Here is a 21738-nt window from a genome sequence, read left to right as displayed (position 1 = left end):
GTCCGGCGGACGCCGGAGCACGGGTATCGTCAGAACCCGCGCCGCGCGGCCAGCGCACGCAACTGGTCGTCGCGCCCCGGCGCCAGCTGGGCGACGCGCCGTTCATAGGCCTCCACCGCCGCCACGCCGGCGCGCTCGGGCGATCCGGCGTCGAACGGCGGCAGCGGGTCATATTCCAGCGCCAGCTCCACCGCCCGCGCATGCGCCTCGCCACGGACCAGCGCGGTCAGCCGCAACGCGAAGTCGATTCCCGCGGTGACGCCCCCGCCGGTCACGCGGTTGCGGTCGATCACCACCCGCTCGGCCACCGGCTCGGCACCGAACAGCGGCAGCATGTGGCGCTGCGCCCAGTGGCATCCCGCCTTGTATCCGCGCAGCAACCCGGCCGCGCCCAGCACCAGCGATCCGGTGCACACGCTGGTGACCCAGCGCGCATCCGCGCCGATGCGCGCGACCCAGTCGATCGTGGCATCGTCGGCGATCGCGCGGTGCGTGCCGAACCCGCCGGGCACGCACAGGATGTCGGCCCCGGACACGTCGGCGAAGGTGGCGGTCGGCAGGATCGAGAAACCCGCATCGGTCGGCACCGGCTCCAGCGTCGCCGCGACCAGATCGAGCCGCGCGTTGCCCAGCCGCGACAGCACCTGCGCCGGCCCGGTCATGTCCAGCTGGGTCACCTCGGGAAACAGCAGGAAGGCGATGCGCAGCGGTTCGGTGGTCATGGCGACAGGCTCCTTTCGTCAACGAAGGGGTGCCCAGGCGCGCGGCGAAACATCGTCGGCCGCGTTCCCCTGCGGTGATCCGCTGAAGCGCCAGTCACGCGAGCCGCGGCAACGATAGCGGCGCGTCAGCCGAAAAGCCACTGCCCCAGCAGGCGGTGAAACGGAAAGGTGAAGAAGCCCGCGATCAGCAGCGCACCGATCACCATGCCATGTACCGCGCGCCGGTGACGTTCGACCCGGTGGGTCCGCGCGCTCCACCAGATCAGTGGCGCCTGCACCAGCGTCCAGATCGACAGCAGGTGGATCACGCTGAACCGCCCCGGCCCGCTGACGTGGAGAAACAGCGAACTGATCGCGGTGGCCAGCATCGCGATGACCCAGATCGTTCCCAGCGCGCGGTGCCGCGGCGTCCCGCGCGGGCGCAGCAGCATCACCGGGGTCAGCGCGACCGCCACCAATATCGTCGCAAGGTGCAGCCAGACGATCGCGGGCACCTGCCCCCATTGCGATGCCCCCCGGACGATCGCAGCCAACGCCGCGACCAGCAGGATCACCGCACCCGCCGACAATATCCCATCGATGCGGGCCGGTGCCAGGCTGGCCCGGTCCCGGCGCACCGCCGCCGCGGTCGTAGTCATGGCTTCCCCCCTTACGCGCGTCTCAGCCGACGGTGGTCACGATCACGGAACGTCATTCTCCGCCTTGGCCGCGGCGCGGCGCTCGCGCTTCCAGCGGGTGGCATTCTGCGCGATACACCCCGTCGCGCTGGCCGCGCCGACGGTGGAGCAGGTGCCGACGCCGACATTGCCGACGGCCTGATTCGCGGCTTCCTTCGCGGCCCAGCTCTGGTTTTCCGGCGTCACCTCGAAATTACGCAATTCCTTGGGGATACGGAACTGTTCCTCCGCCGGGCGGCGGACGCACACCACGATCTCCTCGCCATTGGCGTTGGTGGGGCAGCGTTCGTTGCCGTACAGCGTCAGCACGCCGTTGACCGGTGCGCCGCGCGACACGCCATCGGCCGCGGTGGTCTTGGCGATGCGCGGGGTGCCGGGGGACGGCGGCCCGCTCTGGGCCAGCGCGGCCGCGGGCAGCAGCGCGAAAAGCAGGAATACGGCCGGGCGGCGCATCGGGTCAGATCCTCTTGGCGGTGGCGATGGCGATACGGCATCCCAGCCGGATCGCGGCGGACATCAACGGATAGGCGGGCGCATCCTCCGCGCCGCTGGCCAGCGCGGTGTCGCGATGCTCTAGTTCCTCGGCCTGGAATTCGGCGATCGCCTCGGACAGCTCCGGGTCGCTGTCGCCCAGCACGACCAACTGCTCAGCATAATGTTTGTCGATCTCGGTCTCGACCGCGGCGGTGCACGCCATCGCCGCTTCCGGCCCGATCGCGGCGGTCACCGCGCCCAGCGCGAAGCCGGCGACGTCCCAGAAGGGCTGCAGGATCGTCGGACGCACGCCGCGTTCGGCGATCATCCGGTCGAAGAACGCGCGGTGGCGCTCTTCCTGCAACGCCATCGCGGAAATCTTGCGCGCCATCGGCGAACGCTGCCCCATGATCGCCAGCTGCCCGGCATAGATACGGGTGGCGCCATATTCGCCGGCCTGGTCGACGCGGATCATCGCATCGGTCGCCGCCGGGCGATCTCCGGGCTTCCAGGTCATCCACGCCTCCACAGCTGCGATACGATCACCGCCGCGCCGGTCAGCGATAGGATCGCATTCCACCCCGCCAGCGACACGCCGAACAGCGCCCATTGCGCCGCATCGCACCGAACGATCGGCGCGGCCAGAAGGTCGCGCAGCGCCTGATCGGTGGAAAGGCCGGTCGTCGACACCGTCTGGGTGCAGGCGGTGATGCCCTGCCACCAGTGATATTCGACCCCGGCGTGGAACACGCCGATCAGCCCCGATATTGCGATCAGCGCCGCCGCCCCAGCCACCAGCGTCGCCTTCACCCGCGCGCCGCCGGTCACGAACGCCAGCACCGCCAGCGCCAGCGCGCCATAATGCGGCCAGCGTTGCCAGTGGCACATCTCGCACGGGTACAGGCCGCCCAGCAGCTGGAACGCCCATGCCCCGCCCAGCAGCGCCGCGGGGATCACCAGCGCCAGCAGGCGGGCGTTGCGCAGCCCGATCGCACTTGCCGCGCGGGTCATTTCGTCCCGCCCGCCTTGTCAGCGACGGCCTTGTCGGCAGCAGCCTTGGCCGCCATCGACTGGGTCACCGCGGCGACCTGCGTCGGGCCGCCCAGCCGCGCGATCGTCTTGAGCGCATACCACAGCTGGAAATCCTTGATCCCCTGCTTCTCCAGCGCCTCCGGCGTAGCGGCGAAGCGCGGATCGTTCTTCACGTCCTCCTCCAGCACCGCATTGTCGGGCGCCTTGATCTCGTTGATCAGGTGGCGGCGCAGGTCGGCCTCGCGGAACACCGGGCGGCTCTTGTAGTCAGGGTCTGACAGCTGCGGCACGCGGATGTCCGGCTCGATCCCGCCTTCCTGCACGCTGCGCCCGGACGGGGTATAGTAACGCGCCGTCGTCAGCCGCAGCGCGGTGCGCGGCCCCAGTTGCAGCAGCGTCTGGACCGAACCCTTGCCGAACGTCCGCTCGCCCATCACCAGCGCGCGATGGTGATCCTGCAACGCACCCGCGACGATCTCGCTGGCGGAGGCGGTGCCCGCATCGGTCAGCACGATCACCGGCAGACCGTGCGCGTCGTCGCCCGGCTTGGCATAGTAACGCTGCGTGTTCGCCGCCTCGCGCTCGCGCTGCGACACGATCTCGCCTCGCTCCAGGAACGCATCCGCCACCGCGATCGCCTGGTCCAGCAAGCCGCCGCCATTGTCGCGCAGGTCGACGACATAGCCCAGCGGGCGATGCCCCAGTGACTTGTCGATCGCCATGATCGCCGCGCGCGTATCCGCCCCGGTCTGTTCGGAGAAGGTGTTGATGTTGATATAGCCGACGTCGCCCTTCACTTCCCATTTGACCGGGCGCTGGACGATCACCTCGCGGGTCAGCGTGACGATGATCGGCTTGTCGCGGCCGGGACGTACCAGCGTCAGCGTCACCTTGCTGCCCGGCTTGCCGCGCATCTGCGCCGTCGCCTCGTCCAGCGTGCCGCCGTAGATCAGCTTGCCGTCGATATGCGTGATATAGTCGCCGGACTTGATCCCGGCGCGCCCCGCCGGGGTGTCCTCCTGCGGCGCGACGACCTTCACCGCGCCGTCCTCCATCGACACGGTCAGCCCCAGCCCGCCGTAGCTGCCCTGCGTCTGGATGCGCAGATTGTCGTAATCGGACCCGTCGACATAGCTGGAATGCGGGTCCAGCGCCGCCAGCATCCCGTCGATCGCGCCCTTGATGAGCTGTTCGTCGGTGACCTTGTCGACGTAATCCGCCTTCACGCGGTTATAGACGTCCAGGAACTTGTCCATCTCGCGATAGGTGGCGGTATCGGCCGCGGCCATCGCTCCGGTGGCGACGGGGATCATGGCGATGCCCGTGACCAGCGCGGCGGCCTGGAGCAGCTTGGACTTCATGCGAACGGGTCGATCCTGCGACGAAGGGGTGGGACCGCGGGATGTAGCGGAAAGACACGCGCTGTCATAGCAGCTACGCGCCTGAACCGCGGCTGAGCGTCACCCGACCAGCTGCGCGATGTCCATCGGCACGCCCTGCCGCCGCAACTCGACGGTCACCTGCGCGCCGTCCCTGGCCGCTGCGCGGCCGATCGCGGCGCCCGCCGCCACCGCCTGCCCGCGCCGTACCGCCAGCGCGCCCAGCCCGGTCAGCAACGTCGTCCAGCCATCACCGTGGTCGATGATGACCACCCCGCCATAGCTGCGGAACGGCCGCGCGAAGGCGATTCGCCCGCCCGCCGGCGCGCTCACCGCCGCGCCCGGCGCCACCGCTAAGGTCAGCCCGCGCGCCTTGACGCCATTGTCCGAAAGCTCGCCCAGGCCGGTGATCAGCCGGCCCTCCACCGGCAGGCGATAGGCCGCCGGCGTGGCCGTCGCGCCCGGGACCGCGCGCGCCACCGGTGGGCCGGGCAGCGCGATCAGGTCGCCCAGCACCGCTTGCCCGCCCCCCACCGTCGCCAGCCGGTCGACCGCGTCGCGCGCCGCCTCGCCCAGCGCCAGCGCGCGGGCGTCGTCGCCATCGTCGCGGTCGGTCAGCACCGCCAGCTGCGCGCGCGCCTCGATCAGCCCCGCGCGCCCAGCTTCCAACTCCCGCGCGGCGACGCCCGCGCTCGCCTGCAACGCGCGCGCCTGCGCCAGCTCGCCGCGCAGCGCCGCGGTACGCGCCTCCACCGCGGGCAACGTGCTGGACAGGACCGCCTGCACATGCACCAGGTCGTCGATGCTGCCCGGCTGCGTCAGCGTCGCCACCGCCGGACGCCGCGCCAGCGACGTCAGCGTCGCGATCAGCTGCGCGACCGGCCCCTGCTGCTGCGCCAGCGCCGCGCGCCGTGCCGCCAGCAGCGTGCCGATCAACCCGCGGCGCACCCGCCCCGCCGTCACCTCCGCCTCCGCCGCATCGACGCGCGCGGCCACCGCCAGCGTCTGGAGCCGCGCGCGCTCGCCCGGGTCGGTCGCGCGGTCGGCGCGGGCGTCCAGCGCCGCCGCGCGCCGCTGCGCCGCCGCCACCGCCGCCTTCGCCCCGCGCAGGTCGGCAGCGGTATAGGCGGACACCGCGCCGGCCAGCGCCAGCGCCACGCCGACGGCGCCGGTCGCCAGCAGGATCGCCCGCCGCACGCGCCTCACCCCTCGCGGTGGTAGGGGTGGTTGGCCAGGATGCTGGTCGCGCGGAACAATTGCTCCGCCAGCATCGCGCGCGCCAGCAGGTGGGGCCAGGTGGCGCGCCCGAACGACAGCAGCAGGTCCGCCTCGCCGCGCTCGGCATCGGAAAAACCGTCCGCCGCGCCGATCAGGAAGCGCGCCTCGCGCACGCCGTCGTCGCGCCACCGCCCGATCCGTTCGGCCAGCGCCATCGACGCCAGCACCTCGCCCTTTTCGTCCAGCAGGATGCGGCGGCCCTGCGCGGGCGGGCGATCCGGCTCGCGCCCGCCCCGGTCGGGCAGTTCGCTGACGCGCGTCGGCCAGGCGATCCGCTTCATATAGCGGTCGACCAGTTCGGCCTCGGGCGATCGCCCGATCCGCCCGCGCGCGACGATATGCAGCAACATGGCGGCGCCCTCAGCGCGCCGCCGTGCGGTCTGTCATGGTCAGGCGGTGCCGGTTGCCGCCGGCGCATCGCCGAACGACCACATCCGCTCCAGATTGTAGAAGCTGCGCACCTCGGGGCGGAACAGGTGGACGATCACGTCGCCCGCGTCGATCAGCACCCAGTCGGCATTGGGCAGCCCCTCGATCCGCGCGGAGCGGCCGGTCTCGCCCTTGATGCGTTCGGCCAGCTTGGACGCCATCGACGCGACCTGCCGCGTCGACCGGCCGCTGGCGATCACCATATGGTCCGCGATCGACGATTTGCCGGCCAGCGGGATCGAGATGGTGTCGACCGCCTGGTCGTCGTCCAGAGACTGCAGGACCAGCTGGTGCAGCGCCTCGACTCCATCGCCGGTGGCGGCAGCGGGTCGGTCGGCGGGTTCGGTGGCGGGCAAGATGGCTCCTCAGATTGCCGTTGTGGCGGGGGATATGGGATCGGCGTATCGCACATGCCAGTCGGGGTCGACGTCGCGAAGCTTCGTCGCGGATGTCGGGTCGGGGCGGAAACGCAGCAGCACCAGCGCTGGCACACTCCACTCGGGCCAATTCCTCGCCTGGCGTACGGGCCGCCGATAGCGCCGCAGCCATCCCATCGCGGGGGCCGCGAGGGCGTCGCCATCATACCCCGGACGCGCGACGACCGCAATCGGCATCGTTCGCGCGATGTCGCGCCACCGCTGCCACCGGTCGAACTGCGCCAGATTGTCCGCGCCCATCATCCAGACGAAGCGATCCCGCGGGTAGCGGCGCACGATCGCGCGCAGCGTGTCGGCGGTGTAGCGGGTGCCCAGCCGCGCCTCGATATCGGTGGCGCGGATCGGCGCGCGGCGCGCCATCGCGCGCGCCGATGCCAGCCGCGCGGCGAACGGTGCCATGCCGCGCACGGGCTTCAGCGGGTTGCCCGGCGACACGATCCACCACAGCTCGTCCAGCGCCAGCGCGCGGATCGCGGACAGCGCGACGTGGCGGTGCCCGCGATGCGCCGGGTTGAACGATCCGCCCATCAACCCGATACGGCGCGTCACCGCGCGCCCGCCACGACTGGGGTCAAGGCCGAACCTGCCCGGTCCCGCGGCCCAGCCACTTGTACGTCGTCAGCCCTTCCAGCGCGACCGGTCCGCGCGCATGGAGCCGCCCGGTGGCAATGCCGATTTCCGCCCCCAGCCCGAATTCGCCGCCGTCGGCGAACTGGGTGGACGCGTTCCACAGCACGATCGCCGAATCCACCTCCGCCAGGAACCGCTCGGCGACGGCGGCGTCGGCGGCGACGATCGCATCGGTATGCCCCGATGCGTGGCGCGCGATATGCGCCAGCGCGCCGTCCAGTCCGTCGACCAGCGCGACCGAGCAGATCGCATCGAGATATTCGGTGTCCCAGTCCGCCTCGCTCGCCGGCTCCACCAGCGCGCCGATCGCATCCTCGCCCACATCGCCTCGCACCGCGCACCCCGCCTCTTTCAGCGCGATGATGAGCGCCGCGGGGTCGGGATAGGCCCGGTCGATCAGCAACGTCTCCATCGCGCCGCACACGCCGGTGCGCCGCATCTTGGCATTGACCACGACGTCGCGCGCCATCGCCGCATCGGCGGAGGCGTGGACGAACACATGGTTGATCCCGTCCAGATGCGCCAGCACCGGCACCCGTGCCTCGGCCTGGACACGCGCGACCAGGCTCTTGCCGCCGCGCGGGATGATGAGGTCGATCGCCCCCTCCGCCGCCAGCATCGCGCCCACCGCGGCGCGGTCGGTCGTCGACACCAATTGTACCGCATGGGCGGGCAGCCCGGCGGCCGCGATCCCGGCGACCATCGCGGCGTGGATCGCGCGGTTGCTCTCCACCGCCTCCGATCCGCCGCGCAGGATCACCGCATTGCCCGACCGCACGCACAGTGCCGCGGCATCGGCGGTCACATTGGGGCGGCTTTCGTAGATGATGCCGATCACCCCGATCGGCACGCGCACCCGCGACAGTGCCAGGCCGTTGGGGCGTGTCGCCATGTCGATGACCTGTCCTACCGGATCGGCCAGCGCCGCCACCGCCGCGATCCCGTCCGCCATCGCGCCGATCCGCGCCTGATCCAGCCGCAGCCGGTCAAGCATCGCGCCCGACAGGCCGTTCGCCTCGCCCCGCGCCACGTCGGCGGCATTGGCGGCGATGATGTCACCCGCAGCCGCGCGGATCGCATCGGCGGCCATCACCAGCGCGCGCGCCTTGTCGGCATCCGGCGCGCGGGCCAGCAACCGCGATGCGGCGCGGCCCCGCATCGCCATGGCGGCGATCAGGGCGGCGGGGGTCTGGCTGTCTAACATGCGCCGCCCCTAACACGGGGGGCCCGGCAACCTCAATTCGGCTTGTCGACCGGCTCCGCGCGCAGCACCGGCGCGGCGCAGTCGCCGGGCGCCGCCGCCGCGACCGCCGGCGGGCGTGCGCGCCCCATCGTCCAGTTCGCCTGCAACCGCACCCGCGGATTGGGCGCGCACCAGATCTCTCCGGTGTCGTTGATCGCGGTGACCCAGATCAGGTTATGCTCCTGGCCATAGTCGATCACGGCGAAGGCATAGCCGGCGCCCTTGTCGATCACATGGACCGGAAGCGGCGGGTCAAGTTGCTGGAACGACATGGGTTACTCCACAGATACGGGTCACCAACCCCTGTCATCCCCGCCCGTTCCGCCGGCTGGACGATCCTCCGCGCGTTCCTATATCGCTGCGATGAACCAGCCGCTCGATCGCCGCCACTTCCTCGCCGCCGCCGGGCTCGGCACGCTCGCCTCGGCGCTGGTCGCCTGCGGGAGCCGCCCGGCCGAGGCCGCCGAACATTTCGCGGTGACGAAAACCGACGCGCAATGGCGCGCGCAGCTTGGCCCCGCCGCTTATGCGGTGCTGCGCCAGGAAGGTACCGAGCGCCCGTTCACCAGCCCGCTCAACGACGAACATCGCGCGGGCACCTTCGCGTGCAAGGGCTGTGCCCAGCCGCTGTTCGCGTCGCGCACCAAGTTCGACAGCGGCACCGGCTGGCCCAGCTTCTGGGCGCCGCTCAATAACGCCGTGGCGACGCGCAGCGACCGGACATTGGGGATGGTGCGGGTCGAGGTGCACTGCCGGCGCTGCGGCGGGCATCTGGGGCATGTCTTCAACGACGGGCCGCGCCCGACCGGCAAGCGCTATTGCATGAACGGCGTGGCGATGACGTTCCGGCCCGCGTGACGGCGCGGCGGCCGATCGCTCAGTGCGCGATCGGCAGCACGCCGTCGGCGGGCACGGCGGCGACAGTCGCGATCGTCACCGGCGGCAGCGGCGCCTCGACGGTCGGAGTGGCCGGCGCACGGCCCGAATAGATGAAGCCCGCGACCGGATAGCTGGTGGTGCCCAGCCCGCCGGTCGGCGCGTACCACACGCGCACCTTGCTCCAGTCGCCGGCTTCCGACACATCGACCGCGCGCACGTTGCGCTCGATCCCGCCGCGCCGCGACCAATTGGCGTGGGTCAGCAGGACTTCGCGGTCGCTGACGATGCGGCTGACCATCGCGACATGCCCGACCGGCATCGAACGGACGGCCTTGAACGCCATCACCGCCCCCACTTGCGGACGATCGCCGCGCTGGTAGCGGCCGGCGGCCTGGCCCCACCAGGTATTGGCATTGCCGCGGATCTCGATCCCGGACACGTCGCGGGCGAAGGGCGCGCACTGCAGGTACTTGGCCTGCGCCGGCGCGGTGGTCCCTAGGACGCACGACATCACCAGCGCAAAACGCGCTGCCATCACCTTGAACTTCACGGGCGACCCCCCGGTCTCTCGAATTGATGCAGTGTCGCTAGCCGGGGATGTTCACGCCTGCAAACGGTCGCGGAACCAATTCGGATGAACGGAGTATGACCGGCGACGAACCGCTGCGCCGCCGGAAAAGCGCGGCAGCGACGCTGCCGGTCCCTGCGACGTTGGTCTTAGGCGAACGGTTCGCGCGGCGCCGAATCGACCACCGGCGCCCCCGCCAGCCGCGCCATCCGCAATTCATGCTCACGCCGCCCGAACGGGAAGCGGGAATAGAAGAACGACGCCAGGATCGCGAACACGACGTAGCAGCTGGCATAGATCAGCGTCAGCCGATCGAGCACCGCGACCGGCACCTGCCCCGGCACCGCCTTTTCGGGGAAGCCCGCGGCGGCCAGGATCAGCCCGCAGACGAAGATGCCGATCCCGCTGGTGCATTTCTGGACGAAGAAACCGCCGGCGAAGAACATCCCTTCGGAACGGCGCCCGGTGCGCTGCTCGGCATCCTCCACCACATCGGCCAGCATCGACGCGCCCAGGATGTATGCGGTGACGCTGAACGCGGTGCCCATCGCCACCAACGTGAACAGCACCGGCAGCAGCGCCGGATCGCCCACCGCGGGGAACAGCCCCGCCAGCCGCAGCCAATAAGGCGCGGTGCCGAACACCACGCTGGTCAACGCGGCCACCGCCGCCGCGCGCGGCTTGGACAGTTTCGCGCCGATCCGCGGCGCCACCACGAACGCGCACGCCACGCCCGCGAACAGCGACAGGCTGAGCAGCACGAACTTCATGCCGCGCAGCCCCCAGACGAAGCTGTAGAGATAGTTGGACAGCGCATAGACCAGCCCCTGCGCGGTATAAGCGCAGATCCCCGCCAGCATCAGCGTCACGAACGCGCGGTTCTTCAGCGTCGCGCCGATATCGCGGAAACTGTCGCGCAGCGACCGGTCGTCGGCGGGCTGCTGCGGCAGGTTGGGGATTTCGCGATGCGTGCTGAGCGCCGACAGCAGGATCGTCGTCCCCATCACCACCGCCCCGGCGATCGCGAAGCTGCGATAGCCCGCCGGGTTGAGCAGCCCGTTGGGATAGCCGGGAGTGGGGCTGAGGAAATAGAGATAGGCCGACACCAGCATCAGCAACCCGCCCGCCCAGCCGAACAGATAGCGGTACGCCATGATCCGCGTCCGCTCGTCGTAATCGCCGGACAGTTCGGCGGCGAGCGCCTGACTGGGCACCTCATAGGCGCTGACCGCCGAACGCACGATCACCGCGACCGCGAACAGCCACCCCAGCACCAGCTGCTGCGGCGCGGCCGGCGGGTTCCACAGCAGCAGCCAGCCGATCATGATCGGCAAGGCCGCGCCATACATCCACGGATGCCGCCGCCCCCATCGCCCGCGCGTGCGGTCCGACAGGAAGCCGACGGTGGGATCGACGAAGGCGTCGATGATGAGCGCACACATCACGACGAAGCCGACCGTCGCCGCCGGCACGCCCACGACCTGGTTGTAGAACAGCAGCAGGAACGTGCCGAAGCCGGCGTCCTTGACCCCGTAAGCGGTCGCGCCCACGCCATAGCCGGCCATCGTTCCCGGCGTCAGCCGCCGGACGCGCGGCGCATTGCCCGCCGGGTGCGCGACCGTGTCGGTCACTTGAACGCGTCCAGCGCGGTGAACAGCGATGGCTCGCTTTCGTCCCAGCTGGCGCGCGTGCCGATCGTCATGCCGCCGTCGACCAGGATGTGCGTACCGGTGACGAACGCGGCATCGTCGCTCGCCAGATAGGCGACCGCGGCCGCGATATCCTCGGGCCGGCCGGCGCGCTGCACCGGCTGCGCCTTGGCGGCGATCCCGGCAATCGCTTGGTTGGCCATCTGGCGCTTTTCCTCGGACGTCTCCAGGTCGCGGGTAAAGATGTTGGTGGTGATGAACCCGGGGACGACCGCGTTGACGCGAATGCGGTGCCGCGCCAGCTCCGCCGCCGCCAGCTTGGTCAGGTGCAGCACGCCGGCCTTGGCGGTGGAATAGGCGATCGGGGCATAGCCACTGCCGAGCGCCGACACGCTGGAGGTGTTGACGATCGCCCCGCCGCCGCGCTTCGCCATCAGCGGCGCGGCATGGCGGATGCCCAGCGCGACCGAGCGCAGCAGCAGCGATTGCGTCCGGTCCCAGTCGGCGGCGGCGATTTCGTCGATCCGTTCGCGCGCGCCGCCTGCACCGGCATTGTTGAACACGATGTCCAGCCCGCCCGCCGCGTCCGCCGCCGCCAGCAGCGCCGCGATCGCCGCTTCGTCGGTGACGTCGGTATGCCGGAAATGGATCCGTCCGTTCGATGTCTCGGCGATCTCCTCGCCCGCATCGCGGTCGATGTCGCCGATCCACACCTCGGCACCTTCGTCCACCAACCGCAGCGCGGTGGCGCGCCCGATGCCCGATGCACCACCCGTCACCACCGCGCGCCTGCCCTGAAGCCGCATCCCACTCTCCTGCGAACGCCGGCCCGGCCATCTTGCCGGGTCCGGTCTTTCGGCATCATAGTATGGCGGATTTCTCGGTCAACACGGCATGGTTCGAATATCGGGTTTGCCTCCCTTGGCGAAATATGGCTAGATGCGCGCCATGGCACTCGATCCCGAAACCTTCGACGCGCTCATCGACACGGTGCGCCGTTTCGTCACCGAACGGCTGCGCCCGCTGGAAGCACAGGTGGAGGCGGACGACGCGATCCCCGATGCGGTGGTGCAGGACATGCGCGACATGGGGCTGTTCGGCCTGTCGATCGCCCCGGAATATGGCGGGCTGGGCCTGACCATGGCCGAAGAGGCGCTGGTCGCGATCGAGATGGGGCGCACCACCCCGGCGTTCCGTTCCAATTTCGGCACCAACGTCGGCATCGGCAGCCAGGGGCTGGTGATGGCGGGCACCCCCGAACAGAAGGAACAATGGCTGCCGCGCATCGCCAGCGGCGACGTCATCACCAGCTTCGCGCTGACCGAGCCGGAAGCGGGCAGCGATTCGGGCGCGGTGCGCACCCGCGCGGTGCGCGACGGCGACGTCTATCGCCTGTCGGGCGGCAAGCGCTACATCACCAATGCCGATCGTGCCGACCTGTTCACCGTCATGGCGCGCACCGGCGAGGAAGCGGGCGGGCGCGGCGTCTCCGCCTTCCTCGTGCCGCGCGACCTGCCCGGCGTGTCGGTGGGCGAGCCGGAACGCAAGATGGGGCAGAAGGGCGCGAAGGTCGCCGACGTCCATTTCGACGACGTGCGCGTGCCGGTCGCCAACCGGCTGGGCGCGGAGGGCGAAGGGTTCAAGATCGCGATGCGCGTGCTCGATCGCGGGCGGCTGCACATCGCGGCGGTGTGCATCGGCGTCGCCGAGCGGCTGATCGCGGACAGCGTCGCCTATGCCGCGGAACGCCGCCAGTTCGGCAAGCCGATCGCCGAACACCAGCTGATCCAGGCGATGATCGCCGATTCGAAGACCGAGGCGCTGGCCGCGCGCGCGCTGGTGCTGCAGACCGCACGGGCCAAGGATGCGGGCGAGGACGTCGTGCTCGAATCCGCCGCCGCGAAATATTTCGCCAGCGAGATGGTCGGCCGCGTCGCCGACCGCGCGGTGCAGATCTTCGGCGGCGCCGGCTATATCGCCGACTACGGGATCGAGCGGCTGTACCGCGACGTGCGGCTGTTCCGCATCTACGAAGGCACCAGCCAGATCCAGCAACTCATCATCGCGCGCGAAACGCTCAAGCGCGGCGGCTGATCGCTTCCGTTACCTGGCAAAGGGTCGGGTCTCGAGCGTCAGGGCGGTCCTGCGCGGCGCGAGACCCCGGCCGTCGCCGGGGTGAGGTCTTTTCAGGAGACGAATTCATGGACACCACCAACCTGTTCCGCCTCGACGGCCGCATCGCGCTGGTCACCGGGGGCAGCCGCGGCATCGGCAAGATGATCGCCGCCGGCTTCATCGCGCAGGGCGCGAAGGTCTATATCTCCAGCCGCAAGGCGCCGGCGTGCCAGGACACCGCCGCCGAACTCGGGCCGAACTGCGTACCGCTGCCGATGGACGTGTCGACCGTCGACGGTTGCCGCGCGCTCGCCGCCGCGCTGGCGGAGCGCGAGGAACGACTCGACATCCTCGTCAACAATGCCGGCGCGGCGTGGGGCGTGCCGTTCGAGGAGTTTCCCGAAAGCGGCTGGGACAAGGTGATGGACCTCAACGTCAAGTCGCCGTTCTTCCTTACCCAGGCGCTGCACGGCCTGTTGAAGGCGGGCGCGGCCGGCGGCACCCCCGCGAAGGTCATCAACATCACCTCGATCGACGGGCTGCGGCTCAACCCGTGGGAGACGTACAGCTATCACGCCTCCAAGTCGGCGCTGATCTACCTGACCAAGCGGCTGGCGGCGCGGCTGGTGAAGGACGGGATCAACGTCACCTCGATCGCCCCCGGCGCCTTCGCGAGCGAAATGAACCGCGCCGCGCGCGACCATGGGGATTCGGTGGCCAAGGCGATCCCGGCGCGCCGCATCGGCGCGGACGAGGATATGGCCGGCACCGCCATCTACCTCGCCAGCCGCGCGGGCGACTATGTGATCGGGGAGACGATCGCGGTCGACGGCGGCATCGTCAACGCCAGCCTGGGCACCAGCATCGACGCCTGACGGAACGGGGCGGCGGCCCAACCCGTTGATCCGGCACGAAGGAGACCTAGCGATGCGCCAGGACGAAACGCGCCCGACGACGGAAACCCGCCGCCCCAATACCTCCACCGACCATCAGCGCGCCGGCGACGCCCGCCGCCCTGCCGACACGCTCGACAGGGGGCAACCCGACGGGGAGGCGATTTCGCGCAAATCCTCGCTGACGCACAACGAATAGCTACTTCCGCCATTCCGTCGATTCCGACCGAGTTTGGTGCAACGCAGCAAGGTTTCGGCAACATCGGAAAGGCGCGCGCAACGCCGTTTCGCTGCAACGCAATATAGTGTTGCTGCGCTACGGCACACCGTTGACCCGTTAACCGCCGCGCCCGCACATCATGCGCTTCCGCCATCACCGGGGACGCAGCGATGCTTCACTACCTCGTCGATACGCATGACGAACCGATCACCTGGCGCGACGTGGAAGCCCTGCCGATCATCGCGCTGGGCGTGCTGGTCATCATCGGCTTCGTGCGCATTCAGCAGGAACTGACGCCGGGTCTAGCGGCGGATTTCTGGAAGGGGGCGGGGATCGTCATGCTGCTGGGCGTGCGCACGATGCTGGGCGACCGGCTGGATCAGGACGACGCGATCGCATGATCGTCGGCCGCGCGCCGCGTATCCGCCATACGCTCTATCCCGCCTGGCGCACGCTGGCGGTGCTGTTCGTCTGGGATTCGGCGGTCACCCTCTTCTATTACGCGCTGCCGTTCTCCGCGCCCGCGCTGCCGGTCACGCTGTTCGGCACGGTGCTGGGGCTGTTCCTGGGGTTCCGCACCAATTCGGCCTATCAACGCTGGTGGGAGGCGCGCACCCTGTGGGGGGCGATGATCAACGCCTCGCGCAGCCTGTCGCGCGCGGTCATGGCGTTCGTCCCCGACGATCACGCATCGGCGGCGTCGATGAAGCGACTGATCGTGCGGCGCCAGATCGCCTACGTCCATGCGCTGCGCTGCCAGCTGCGCCGTCAGGATCCCGCGCCGGAGATCGCGCGCCTGCTGGGGGCGGATGCCGCGGCGGGGGCGCTGGCGCGCACCAACCCGGCCAATGCGCTGCTCGACGGCAGTTCGCGGATGATCGCCGATATCCGCCGCGAAGGGTTGATCGACTCCATCCAGCAAACGCAGATCGAGCATGTAATGGTCGATATCGCCAATGCGCAGGGCGGGATGGAGCGGCTGAAGAACACGCCGCTGCCCGCGCAATATCGCAGCTTCCCGGTGTTCTTCACCAAATTGCTGTGCCTGCTGCTGCCGATCGGGCTGGTCGACACGCTGGAATGGGCGACGCCGATCGGATCGTCGCTGGCCGGGTTCATGTTCCTCGCCGGGTTGCAGGTCGCCGACGATCTGGTCGATCCGTTCGCCAACACCGTCCATGACGTCCCGCTGACCGCGATGTGCCGCACGATCGAAATCGACCTGCTGCAATCCGCCGGCTACGACGCCCCGCCGCCGCTGCAACCCGACGGGCATGTGCTGTGGTGAACAGCGGGGTGCGGCGAACGCACTGAAGCAAGGGGCGTGAGTGGGAGGCTTCTGTTGCCCGGTGCCTCCCGTACCGCTGGAATCCCCTTCTGTTGCCCGGTGGGGTCCAACCGCGCTATTTTGGTGTAACGTCAGGCCGTTAGGCCATCAGTTACGCCGCCATCGCGAGTGCTTCGTTATCGTTGGCACTTGTGTAATGGGCCGTTGCGGTGGTCCCATTCCGAGCGAAGACGGCGCCTTTCAATACACGTCGATCCTGGTTCGGCCCCGTCAGCTACGCCGCCGCCGTCGCGCGTGTAACGCGCCGGCCATGCGGCGCAGATGGTGGAGCCGCCGGGTACTGCCCCCGGGTCCGCTGCATCTATTCTACGCCATGGTTTATCGCCATAGCCGGGTGGAACCCGGCACGACCACATATAGGGGCCGCGCGCGCGAACGCAAAGGCCGCGATGGCCATTTGTCCGCCACAATATCCCTGTATATAATGGTGTATGCTTACCCAGCGGTCGCGTTACGCCCTTCGTTCGATGCTGTTCCTGGCCACCGCCCCGGCGGGTTCGCCGCCGATTCCGATGACCCGCATCGCTGCCGAGGCGAACGTGCCGCGCAAGTTCCTTGAGCTGATCCTCGCCGATCTGCGCGATGCCGGGCTGCTGCACAGCCATCGTGGCAAGATGGGCGGCTATTGCCTGTCGCGCCCGGCGCACCTGATTTCGCTGGGGGAGATCATCCGCATCATCGAAGGGCCGCTGGCGCTGGTCCCGTGCGTCAGCCGCACCGCCTATCGCCCGTGCAAGGATTGCAAGAGCGAGGCGGACTGCGCGATTCGCCACGCGATGATGCGCGTACGCGACGAAACCGCGCGCATCCTGGACGGCACCAGCCTTGCGGATGCCACCGCCGAGGATCTGGTCGCGGCGTAAGGCCGGCGCGGGCCGCCGCAGCCATGCGGCGCCCGAAGGCGCCGGCCCGGCCAACCTCGCCCAGGCGAGGTCTGACGACGCGGCTTGGCCGCGTCGGGCCACAACCAGCCCCCCTCGCCATCTTCCCCCCCGAACGCGGATCGCCTACCCCGTGCGGCATGACGCTGCCCGCCACCGATCACGACGCCGCCGCCGAGCTGAAACGCCTCGCCGCCGAGATCGCGCACCACAATCGCGCCTATCACACCGATGACGCGCCGGAGATCAGCGACGCCGATTACGACGCGCTGGTCCGCCGCAACAACGCGCTGGAGGCGGCCTTCCCGCATCTGGTCCGCGCCGATTCGCCGAGCCGGCAGGTCGGCGCCGCACCCGCCGCGCACCTCGCCAAGGTCCCGCACGCGCGCCCGATGATGAGCCTCGACAACGCCTTTTCCGATGAAGAGGTGGCGGAGTTCGTCGCGCGCGTCCGCCGCTTCCTGAAGCTGTCGGCGGACGAACCGGTCGCGCTGACCGCCGAACCCAAGATCGACGGCCTGTCCTGTTCGCTGCGGTACGAGGATCGCCGGCTGGTCCGCGCGCTGACCCGCGGCGACGGCGCGGTGGGGGAGGACGTGACCGCCAACGTGCGCACCATCGCGGACATTCCCGCGACCCTGCCCGATGACGCGCCCGACGTGTTCGAGGTGCGCGGCGAGGTCTATATGGAAAAGGCCGCCTTCGCCGCGCTCAACGCCCGACTCGTGGCCGAAGCGGCGGAGGCGGGCAAGGAAGCGCGCCAGTTCGCCAACCCGCGCAACGCCGCCGCCGGATCGCTGCGGCAGAAGGACGCCGCGGTCACCCGCGCCCGTCCGCTGCGCTTCCTGGCGCATGGCTGGGGCGAGGCGAGCGCATTGCCCGGCGATACGCAGGGCGCGATCGTCGCGGCACTGCGCGGCTGGGGCTTTCCGGTCGCCGACGCCTTCGCGCATGGCGCCGACGCCGCCGCCGCGCTGGCGGTCTATCGCGCGATCGAGGCCGCGCGCGCCGATCTGCCGTTCGATATCGACGGCGTCGTCTACAAGGTCGACCGGCTCGACTGGCAGGCGCGGCTGGGCAGCATCGGGCGCGCGCCGCGCTGGGCGATCGCGCACAAATTCCCCGCCGAGCGCGCGCAGACCACGCTGGAGGCGATCGACATCCAGGTCGGCCGTACCGGCAAGCTGACTCCCGTCGCGCGGCTGACCCCCGTGACCGTCGGCGGCGTCGTCGTCACCAACGCCACGCTGCACAACCGAGACGAGATCGCGCGGCTCGACGCGCGCGTCGGCGACCGCGTCGTCCTGCAACGCGCCGGCGACGTCATTCCGCAGATCGTCGAGGTGCTACCGCGCGACGCCGATCGCCCCGCCTTCGCTTTCCCCGATCACTGCCCGATCTGCGGCAGCGAGGCGGTGGCGGAGGAAGGCGAGGTCGACGTGCGCTGCACCGGCGGCCTCATCTGCCCGGCGCAGCGGCTCGAACGGCTCAAGCATTTCGTCAGCCGCGGCGCGCTCGACATCGACGGGCTGGGCGAAAAGACGCTGACGGAGTTCCTCGATCTCGGCTGGATCGCCGAGCCGGCCGATATCTTCCGCCTCGCCGCGCACCGCGACGAACTGGTCGGGCGAGAGGGGTGGCAGGCCAAGTCGGTGGACGCGCTGATCGCCGCGATCGACGCGCGGCGCGAACCCGATGCCGCGCGTCTGCTGTTCGGCCTCGGCATCCGCCACATCGGCATCGTCACGGCACGCGACCTGATGAAACGCTATGTCACCCTTCCCGCCCTCGCCGCGCTGGCCGACGAGCTGATCGCGCTGCGCGACGCGACCCCGGCGGTGCTGGGCGAAACCGAGGCACGCCACCGCACCCGGCTGAACAAGGCGCTGGCCGAGCGGATCGGCGTCGAGAATGTCGGCGCCGCGGTCGGCCATGCGCTGGCCGATTTCTTCCACGAACCGCACAATCGCGCGGTGTGGGACGATCTGCTGGCGCAGGTGACGCCCCCGCCCTTCACGGTCGAAACGCGCGCGTCGGACGTGTCGGGCAAGACCGTGGTGTTCACCGGCACGCTGGAAACGCTCAGCCGTGACGAGGCGAAGGCGCAGGCGGAGGCGCTGGGCGCGCATGTCGCCGGTTCGGTATCGAAGAAGACCGATCTGGTCGTCGCCGGCCCCGGCGCGGGATCGAAGGCGAAGAAGGCCGCCGATCTGGGCATCCGCGTCGTCGACGAAGCGGGCTGGCAGGCGATCGTCGCCGCCGCCGGCTGAGCCTGTTTGAAAACTCGCCGAAAGGCGAGTTTTTAGGCGGCACCGGCGCTTTTCCAGACAAACTCTCAGAACAATTTGCGCGCCATGATCCGCACCTGCTGCCCCAGCGGGTCGATCAGCCCCGGCTGGTAGCGATAGGGGGTCGCCCCGGTGCGGTCGCGCACCGCGATGCGGCTGTTGAGCAGGTTTTCGGCGACCAGCGCCACCGACAGCCGCTTCGCCCACGGCCGCGCCACCAGCGCACCCGCGTCGAGCGTGACATACGCCACCAGCCACGTCCGCCCGGAATAGCTGAGGTCCGACGCCGCGATCGTGCTGCGCGCACGCGTCGGACCCTGGATCCGTGCATAGAGACCGGGGGTAAACGGCCCGATCGTCCCGCCGACCGTCCCGTCCAGCTGCCAGCGCGGTCGCCCGCCGGTGCCATCCAGCGTATCGCCCGCCAGCAGGTCCAGCGCCGGTTGCCCGTCGCGCAGCGTCACGCGGTCGTCCAGCCGGTAAGTCAGCGTGCCGTTCATGTACATCGTCGGGCGCGGCTTCGGCGGGGGTGGGGGCGGCGGCGTGGTCGTGTCGCCTTCGGCCCGCTTCGCCGGTTCGGGCGGCTTACGCCCCAGCGGCGTCGACAGATCGGTGGTCAGCAACAGCTTGCGCTCCCGCTCGCGCGCCAGGTTGAGCGAGCGCAGGTCCAGCGTCGACAGCGCCCCCGCCGGATCGCGCCCGAACAGCGTGGGGAAGGCCCGCTGCAACGCCGCGCTCGCGTCGGTCGGCGCGAACGCCTGGTTGCGGATACTCGTGTCGACATAGGACAGGCCGACACGCCATTCGCGCGCCTTGATCGGCGACACCGTCACGCCGACGCTGGTCACCCGCCGGCGTTCGGCGGCCAGCGCGGGATTGCCGCCGATCGTCGTCGTCGCCAGCACGCTTTGCCCGGTCGCGAAATCGAACGCCGGCACGTTGGGGGTCGTCACCAGCGGCGCGGTCAGCAGCGCGATCGCCGGCGCGGTCGCGGCGTCGCTGACCGACAGCGTGACCTGCACCGGCCGCGCCGGCGCCCAGGCAAGGCCGTAGCTGCTGCTGGTCAGCCGCCCGTAATCCGACACGTCCGCCACCCCGATCGTGCCGTTGGCGGACAGTTTGCCGACGAACCCGAGCGCACCGCGCTCCGCCGAAGCGATCGGCACGGTGGCGGCGATGCTCGCGTCGCGGCTGGTGCGCGTCAGCGCCGGTGACGCCGCCCCATTCCCCCCCGCCGGTTCGCTGTTCGACCGGACATAGCCCGCCGCCAGCGTCACCTGCACACGCCCGGCGGGCAGGCGCAGCACCGGGCCGTTCGCCACCGCCTTGCCCGCGACCGTCCCCGTCACGGTACGGCTGGCGACCGCGATGCGCGTCGCGGCGTCGGTGGGCAGCGCGCCGAACGGATCGGCCCCGGCATTCACCGCGTCCTGCCACGCGCCGGGGACCAGCGCCTGATCGGATCGCACCGCCTGTCGCGCACGGTCGTAGCTGCCGGTGACGTTCCACGCCCAGTCGCCCCAGCCACCCTGCACCGTCGCCCCGGAATGCAGCGTCAGGCTGGTCGTACGCTGCCGCAGCGGATCGCCCGGCAGATAGCGCGACAGCAGCAGGTCGTCCGCGAACGGCAATGCGCCGTTGCCCGCGGGCACCACCAGCGTCACCGGCGCCAGTCCGGTCAGCGCGCCCTGCCGCTGCCCCTCGGCATTAATGTTGAGCGAGGCGTCGATGGTGCGGCTCAGCGGCGCGCCGATCGTCCCGTCGAGGCGCAGCGTGTCGACGCGCGACTGGAGCGTGCGATAGGGGTTGATGTCCGCCGATCCCGCCGCCGCGCGATACGCCGCCAGGATGGGGCGCAGCGCCGGGTCGCCCGGCACCGCCGCGCGCGTCACGGCGCGTCCCGCCAGCGCGTCCAGCCGCGGGTCGATGCTCCCCCCGTCGGCGCGCGCCACCGTCCCGACCAGCGAGAACGGCGTATCGGGGTCCGCGGCGATATCGCGCTGCGACTGCAAGACCGGGGTGAAGTGGAAATAGGACAGGGTCAGCGACGCACGCCGCGCATCGTCGATCCGCGTCGCGCTCGCCTCGCTGTAACTGGTCGCCCCGCCGCCCGCGGTCGTCGTGCCGCTCGCCTGCACCGTCGACAGCGCGCGGAAATGCTTTTTCGTGATGACGTTCATCACCCGCACGGTCGGGGAAAAGCCGAAGCGGGGCGCGTCCTGTTCGGACAATATTTCGGTCCGCTCGATCGCCTCGGGCGGCAGGTTCTGCACCTCCGCAAAGCCCGAGATGCGCCGCCCGTTGAGCAGATAGGCCGGATCCTCGCCCGTCACCGATTGCGCCAGCGGCTTCAGCCGGTCGGCCAGTTCCTTCATATTGGTCGCGCCCAGCGCGCGCAGCGCCTGCGCGTCGAGCGCGGCGACCGGCGCGACCTCGCCGATCGCCGATCCGCGCAGCCGCTTGCCGGTGACGATCACGTCGGCGCGCGGGTTCTCGTCACGCTCCGCCTGCGCGGCGGCGGCGGCGGCGGTCGTGGCGCCCAGCGCCAGCGGCACCAGCGCGCCCGCACGGATCGCCCTCGACATCATCCGCCCGC

At 70.4% G+C, this 21738-nt stretch carries 24 protein-coding genes, 1 other RNA gene and 1 riboswitch; of the genes, 8 read left to right on the top strand and 17 right to left on the bottom strand.

Going from position 1 to position 21738, the window contains the following annotated elements; genetic code table 11:
* Window positions 1-29: 29 nt before the first annotated feature.
* From COA07_RS09585 to COA07_RS09530, 12 genes are all read right to left on the bottom strand, one after another.
* The gene (locus tag COA07_RS09585; protein ID WP_066711290.1) at window positions 30-722 is read right to left on the bottom strand and encodes a DJ-1/PfpI family protein; all 693 of its coding nucleotides are present in this window, start codon (window positions 720-722) and stop codon (window positions 30-32) included.
* Window positions 723-746: 24 nt separating this feature from the next.
* Window positions 747-830: riboswitch (ZMP/ZTP riboswitch) on the bottom strand.
* A gap of 17 nt (window positions 831-847) precedes the next feature.
* Entirely contained in the window at window positions 848-1360 is a 513-nt protein-coding gene (locus COA07_RS09580; RefSeq protein ID WP_066711292.1) for a DUF2306 domain-containing protein, read from the bottom strand.
* Between the two features lie 42 nt (window positions 1361-1402).
* Window positions 1403-1852, bottom strand: a complete 450-nt coding sequence (locus COA07_RS09575) for a hypothetical protein (protein WP_066711294.1) — start codon at window positions 1850-1852, stop codon at window positions 1403-1405.
* Between the two features lie 4 nt (window positions 1853-1856).
* Complete coding sequence (locus tag COA07_RS09570; protein ID WP_066711300.1) at window positions 1857-2390, bottom strand: demethoxyubiquinone hydroxylase family protein; 534 nt, start codon at window positions 2388-2390, stop codon at window positions 1857-1859.
* Window positions 2387-2884, bottom strand: coding sequence for a disulfide bond formation protein B (locus COA07_RS09565; RefSeq protein ID WP_066711297.1), 498 nt, complete (start codon window positions 2882-2884; stop codon window positions 2387-2389). Before COA07_RS09565 ends, COA07_RS09570 begins: the two co-directional genes overlap by 4 nt.
* On the bottom strand, window positions 2881-4266 hold the full coding sequence (locus COA07_RS09560; protein ID WP_066711298.1) for a S41 family peptidase: 1386 nt from the start codon (window positions 4264-4266) through the stop codon (window positions 2881-2883). Before COA07_RS09560 ends, COA07_RS09565 begins: the two co-directional genes overlap by 4 nt.
* Window positions 4267-4365: 99 nt before the next feature.
* Window positions 4366-5481, bottom strand: a complete 1116-nt coding sequence (locus COA07_RS09555; RefSeq protein WP_096640917.1) for a murein hydrolase activator EnvC family protein — start codon at window positions 5479-5481, stop codon at window positions 4366-4368.
* Window positions 5482-5486: 5 nt separating this feature from the next.
* Complete coding sequence (locus COA07_RS09550; RefSeq protein ID WP_066713282.1) at window positions 5487-5912, bottom strand: 23S rRNA (pseudouridine(1915)-N(3))-methyltransferase RlmH; 426 nt, start codon at window positions 5910-5912, stop codon at window positions 5487-5489.
* Between the two features lie 39 nt (window positions 5913-5951).
* Window positions 5952-6347: a ribosome silencing factor gene (gene rsfS / locus COA07_RS09545; protein WP_066713279.1), complete on the bottom strand. Its 396-nt coding sequence runs from the start codon at window positions 6345-6347 to the stop codon at window positions 5952-5954.
* Between the two features lie 9 nt (window positions 6348-6356).
* Window positions 6357-6977 (bottom strand): nicotinate-nucleotide adenylyltransferase, encoded by a 621-nt coding sequence (locus tag COA07_RS09540; protein ID WP_083957031.1) that lies wholly within the window; start codon window positions 6975-6977, stop codon window positions 6357-6359.
* A gap of 22 nt (window positions 6978-6999) precedes the next feature.
* Window positions 7000-8262 carry a glutamate-5-semialdehyde dehydrogenase gene (locus tag COA07_RS09535; RefSeq protein ID WP_066713273.1) on the bottom strand — a complete coding sequence of 421 codons (1263 nt, stop codon included), beginning with the start codon at window positions 8260-8262 and terminating at the stop codon, window positions 7000-7002.
* 32 nt (window positions 8263-8294) lie between these two features.
* On the bottom strand, window positions 8295-8573 hold the full coding sequence (locus tag COA07_RS09530; RefSeq protein WP_096640857.1) for a hypothetical protein: 279 nt from the start codon (window positions 8571-8573) through the stop codon (window positions 8295-8297).
* A gap of 91 nt (window positions 8574-8664) precedes the next feature.
* Here COA07_RS09530 and msrB point away from each other — a divergent pair, with 91 nt between their 5' ends.
* A complete protein-coding gene (gene msrB / locus COA07_RS09525) occupies window positions 8665-9159 on the top strand; it encodes a peptide-methionine (R)-S-oxide reductase MsrB (RefSeq protein WP_066710227.1) in 495 nt (164 codons plus the stop codon).
* A 19-nt stretch (window positions 9160-9178) separates the two neighbouring features.
* On the opposite strand, the gene COA07_RS09520 is transcribed toward msrB, so the two are convergent.
* The 3 genes from COA07_RS09520 to COA07_RS09510 form a co-directional block, all read right to left on the bottom strand.
* A complete protein-coding gene (locus tag COA07_RS09520) occupies window positions 9179-9715 on the bottom strand; it encodes a CHAP domain-containing protein (RefSeq protein WP_066710239.1) in 537 nt (178 codons plus the stop codon).
* A 182-nt stretch (window positions 9716-9897) separates the two neighbouring features.
* Window positions 9898-11379, bottom strand: coding sequence for an MFS transporter (locus COA07_RS09515; protein ID WP_307718165.1), 1482 nt, complete (start codon window positions 11377-11379; stop codon window positions 9898-9900).
* Window positions 11376-12203: an SDR family NAD(P)-dependent oxidoreductase gene (locus tag COA07_RS09510; protein WP_066710224.1), complete on the bottom strand. Its 828-nt coding sequence runs from the start codon at window positions 12201-12203 to the stop codon at window positions 11376-11378. The genes COA07_RS09515 and COA07_RS09510 overlap by 4 nt, the downstream gene beginning before the upstream one ends.
* A gap of 142 nt (window positions 12204-12345) precedes the next feature.
* Here COA07_RS09510 and COA07_RS09505 point away from each other — a divergent pair, with 142 nt between their 5' ends.
* The 5 genes from COA07_RS09505 to COA07_RS09490 all read left to right on the top strand — a co-directional run bounded on the left by COA07_RS09505 (window position 12346) and on the right by COA07_RS09490 (window position 15913).
* Window positions 12346-13491 carry an acyl-CoA dehydrogenase family protein gene (locus COA07_RS09505; protein WP_066710234.1) on the top strand — a complete coding sequence of 382 codons (1146 nt, stop codon included), beginning with the start codon at window positions 12346-12348 and terminating at the stop codon, window positions 13489-13491.
* A gap of 107 nt (window positions 13492-13598) precedes the next feature.
* A complete protein-coding gene (locus tag COA07_RS09500) occupies window positions 13599-14387 on the top strand; it encodes an SDR family oxidoreductase (protein WP_066710221.1) in 789 nt (262 codons plus the stop codon).
* A 52-nt stretch (window positions 14388-14439) separates the two neighbouring features.
* Complete coding sequence (locus COA07_RS18260; protein ID WP_169803515.1) at window positions 14440-14604, top strand: hypothetical protein; 165 nt, start codon at window positions 14440-14442, stop codon at window positions 14602-14604.
* Between the two features lie 191 nt (window positions 14605-14795).
* Entirely contained in the window at window positions 14796-15026 is a 231-nt protein-coding gene (locus tag COA07_RS09495; RefSeq protein WP_066710214.1) for a hypothetical protein, read from the top strand.
* Complete coding sequence (locus tag COA07_RS09490) at window positions 15023-15913, top strand: bestrophin family protein (protein ID WP_066710211.1); 891 nt, start codon at window positions 15023-15025, stop codon at window positions 15911-15913. Before COA07_RS09495 ends, COA07_RS09490 begins: the two co-directional genes overlap by 4 nt.
* 77 nt (window positions 15914-15990) lie before the next feature.
* On the opposite strand, the gene ssrA is transcribed toward COA07_RS09490, so the two are convergent.
* Window positions 15991-16359, bottom strand: a transfer-messenger RNA (tmRNA) gene (gene ssrA, locus COA07_RS09485).
* Between the two features lie 45 nt (window positions 16360-16404).
* Between ssrA and COA07_RS09480 the strand changes: the two genes are divergently transcribed.
* Both COA07_RS09480 and ligA read left to right on the top strand, forming a co-directional pair.
* On the top strand, window positions 16405-16836 hold the full coding sequence (locus tag COA07_RS09480; RefSeq protein ID WP_066710208.1) for an RrF2 family transcriptional regulator: 432 nt from the start codon (window positions 16405-16407) through the stop codon (window positions 16834-16836).
* A 158-nt stretch (window positions 16837-16994) separates the two neighbouring features.
* Window positions 16995-19124 carry an NAD-dependent DNA ligase LigA gene (gene ligA / locus COA07_RS09475; protein WP_066710205.1) on the top strand — a complete coding sequence of 710 codons (2130 nt, stop codon included), beginning with the start codon at window positions 16995-16997 and terminating at the stop codon, window positions 19122-19124.
* A gap of 65 nt (window positions 19125-19189) precedes the next feature.
* On the opposite strand, the gene COA07_RS09470 is transcribed toward ligA, so the two are convergent.
* On the bottom strand, window positions 19190-21727 hold the full coding sequence (locus tag COA07_RS09470; protein ID WP_169924228.1) for a TonB-dependent receptor: 2538 nt from the start codon (window positions 21725-21727) through the stop codon (window positions 19190-19192).
* Window positions 21728-21738 lie beyond the last annotated feature (11 nt).

Source organism: Sphingomonas adhaesiva, from assembly GCF_002374855.1.
GTDB lineage: Bacteria > Pseudomonadota > Alphaproteobacteria > Sphingomonadales > Sphingomonadaceae > Sphingomonas > Sphingomonas adhaesiva.
Note: the sequence above shows the minus strand (reverse complement) of the source record. Positions and strands in the feature narration are given on the sequence as shown.

Bases quoted from the DNA above. Each gene is read 5' to 3' on its own strand.
- COA07_RS09585 (WP_066711290.1), bottom strand. From the start codon at position 722: ATGACCACCGAACCGCTGCGCATCGCCTTCCTGCTGTTTCCCGAGGTG.
- COA07_RS09580 (WP_066711292.1), bottom strand. From the start codon at position 1,360: ATGACTACGACCGCGGCGGCGGTGCGCCGGGACCGGGCCAGCCTGGCA.
- COA07_RS09575 (WP_066711294.1), bottom strand. From the start codon at position 1,852: ATGCGCCGCCCGGCCGTATTCCTGCTTTTCGCGCTGCTGCCCGCGGCC.
- COA07_RS09570 (WP_066711300.1), bottom strand. From the start codon at position 2,390: ATGACCTGGAAGCCCGGAGATCGCCCGGCGGCGACCGATGCGATGATC.
- COA07_RS09565 (WP_066711297.1), bottom strand. From the start codon at position 2,884: ATGACCCGCGCGGCAAGTGCGATCGGGCTGCGCAACGCCCGCCTGCTG.
- COA07_RS09560 (WP_066711298.1), bottom strand. From the start codon at position 4,266: ATGAAGTCCAAGCTGCTCCAGGCCGCCGCGCTGGTCACGGGCATCGCC.
- COA07_RS09550 (WP_066713282.1), bottom strand. From the start codon at position 5,912: ATGTTGCTGCATATCGTCGCGCGCGGGCGGATCGGGCGATCGCCCGAG.
- COA07_RS09535 (WP_066713273.1), bottom strand. From the start codon at position 8,262: ATGTTAGACAGCCAGACCCCCGCCGCCCTGATCGCCGCCATGGCGATG.
- COA07_RS09530 (WP_096640857.1), bottom strand. From the start codon at position 8,573: ATGTCGTTCCAGCAACTTGACCCGCCGCTTCCGGTCCATGTGATCGAC.
- msrB (WP_066710227.1), top strand. From the start codon at position 8,665: ATGAACCAGCCGCTCGATCGCCGCCACTTCCTCGCCGCCGCCGGGCTC.
- COA07_RS09520 (WP_066710239.1), bottom strand. From the start codon at position 9,715: ATGGCAGCGCGTTTTGCGCTGGTGATGTCGTGCGTCCTAGGGACCACC.
- COA07_RS09510 (WP_066710224.1), bottom strand. From the start codon at position 12,203: ATGCGGCTTCAGGGCAGGCGCGCGGTGGTGACGGGTGGTGCATCGGGC.
- COA07_RS09505 (WP_066710234.1), top strand. From the start codon at position 12,346: ATGGCACTCGATCCCGAAACCTTCGACGCGCTCATCGACACGGTGCGC.
- COA07_RS09500 (WP_066710221.1), top strand. From the start codon at position 13,599: ATGGACACCACCAACCTGTTCCGCCTCGACGGCCGCATCGCGCTGGTC.
- COA07_RS18260 (WP_169803515.1), top strand. From the start codon at position 14,440: ATGCGCCAGGACGAAACGCGCCCGACGACGGAAACCCGCCGCCCCAAT.
- COA07_RS09495 (WP_066710214.1), top strand. From the start codon at position 14,796: ATGCTTCACTACCTCGTCGATACGCATGACGAACCGATCACCTGGCGC.
- COA07_RS09490 (WP_066710211.1), top strand. From the start codon at position 15,023: ATGATCGTCGGCCGCGCGCCGCGTATCCGCCATACGCTCTATCCCGCC.
- COA07_RS09480 (WP_066710208.1), top strand. From the start codon at position 16,405: ATGCTTACCCAGCGGTCGCGTTACGCCCTTCGTTCGATGCTGTTCCTG.
- ligA (WP_066710205.1), top strand. From the start codon at position 16,995: ATGACGCTGCCCGCCACCGATCACGACGCCGCCGCCGAGCTGAAACGC.
- COA07_RS09470 (WP_169924228.1), bottom strand. From the start codon at position 21,727: ATGTCGAGGGCGATCCGTGCGGGCGCGCTGGTGCCGCTGGCGCTGGGC.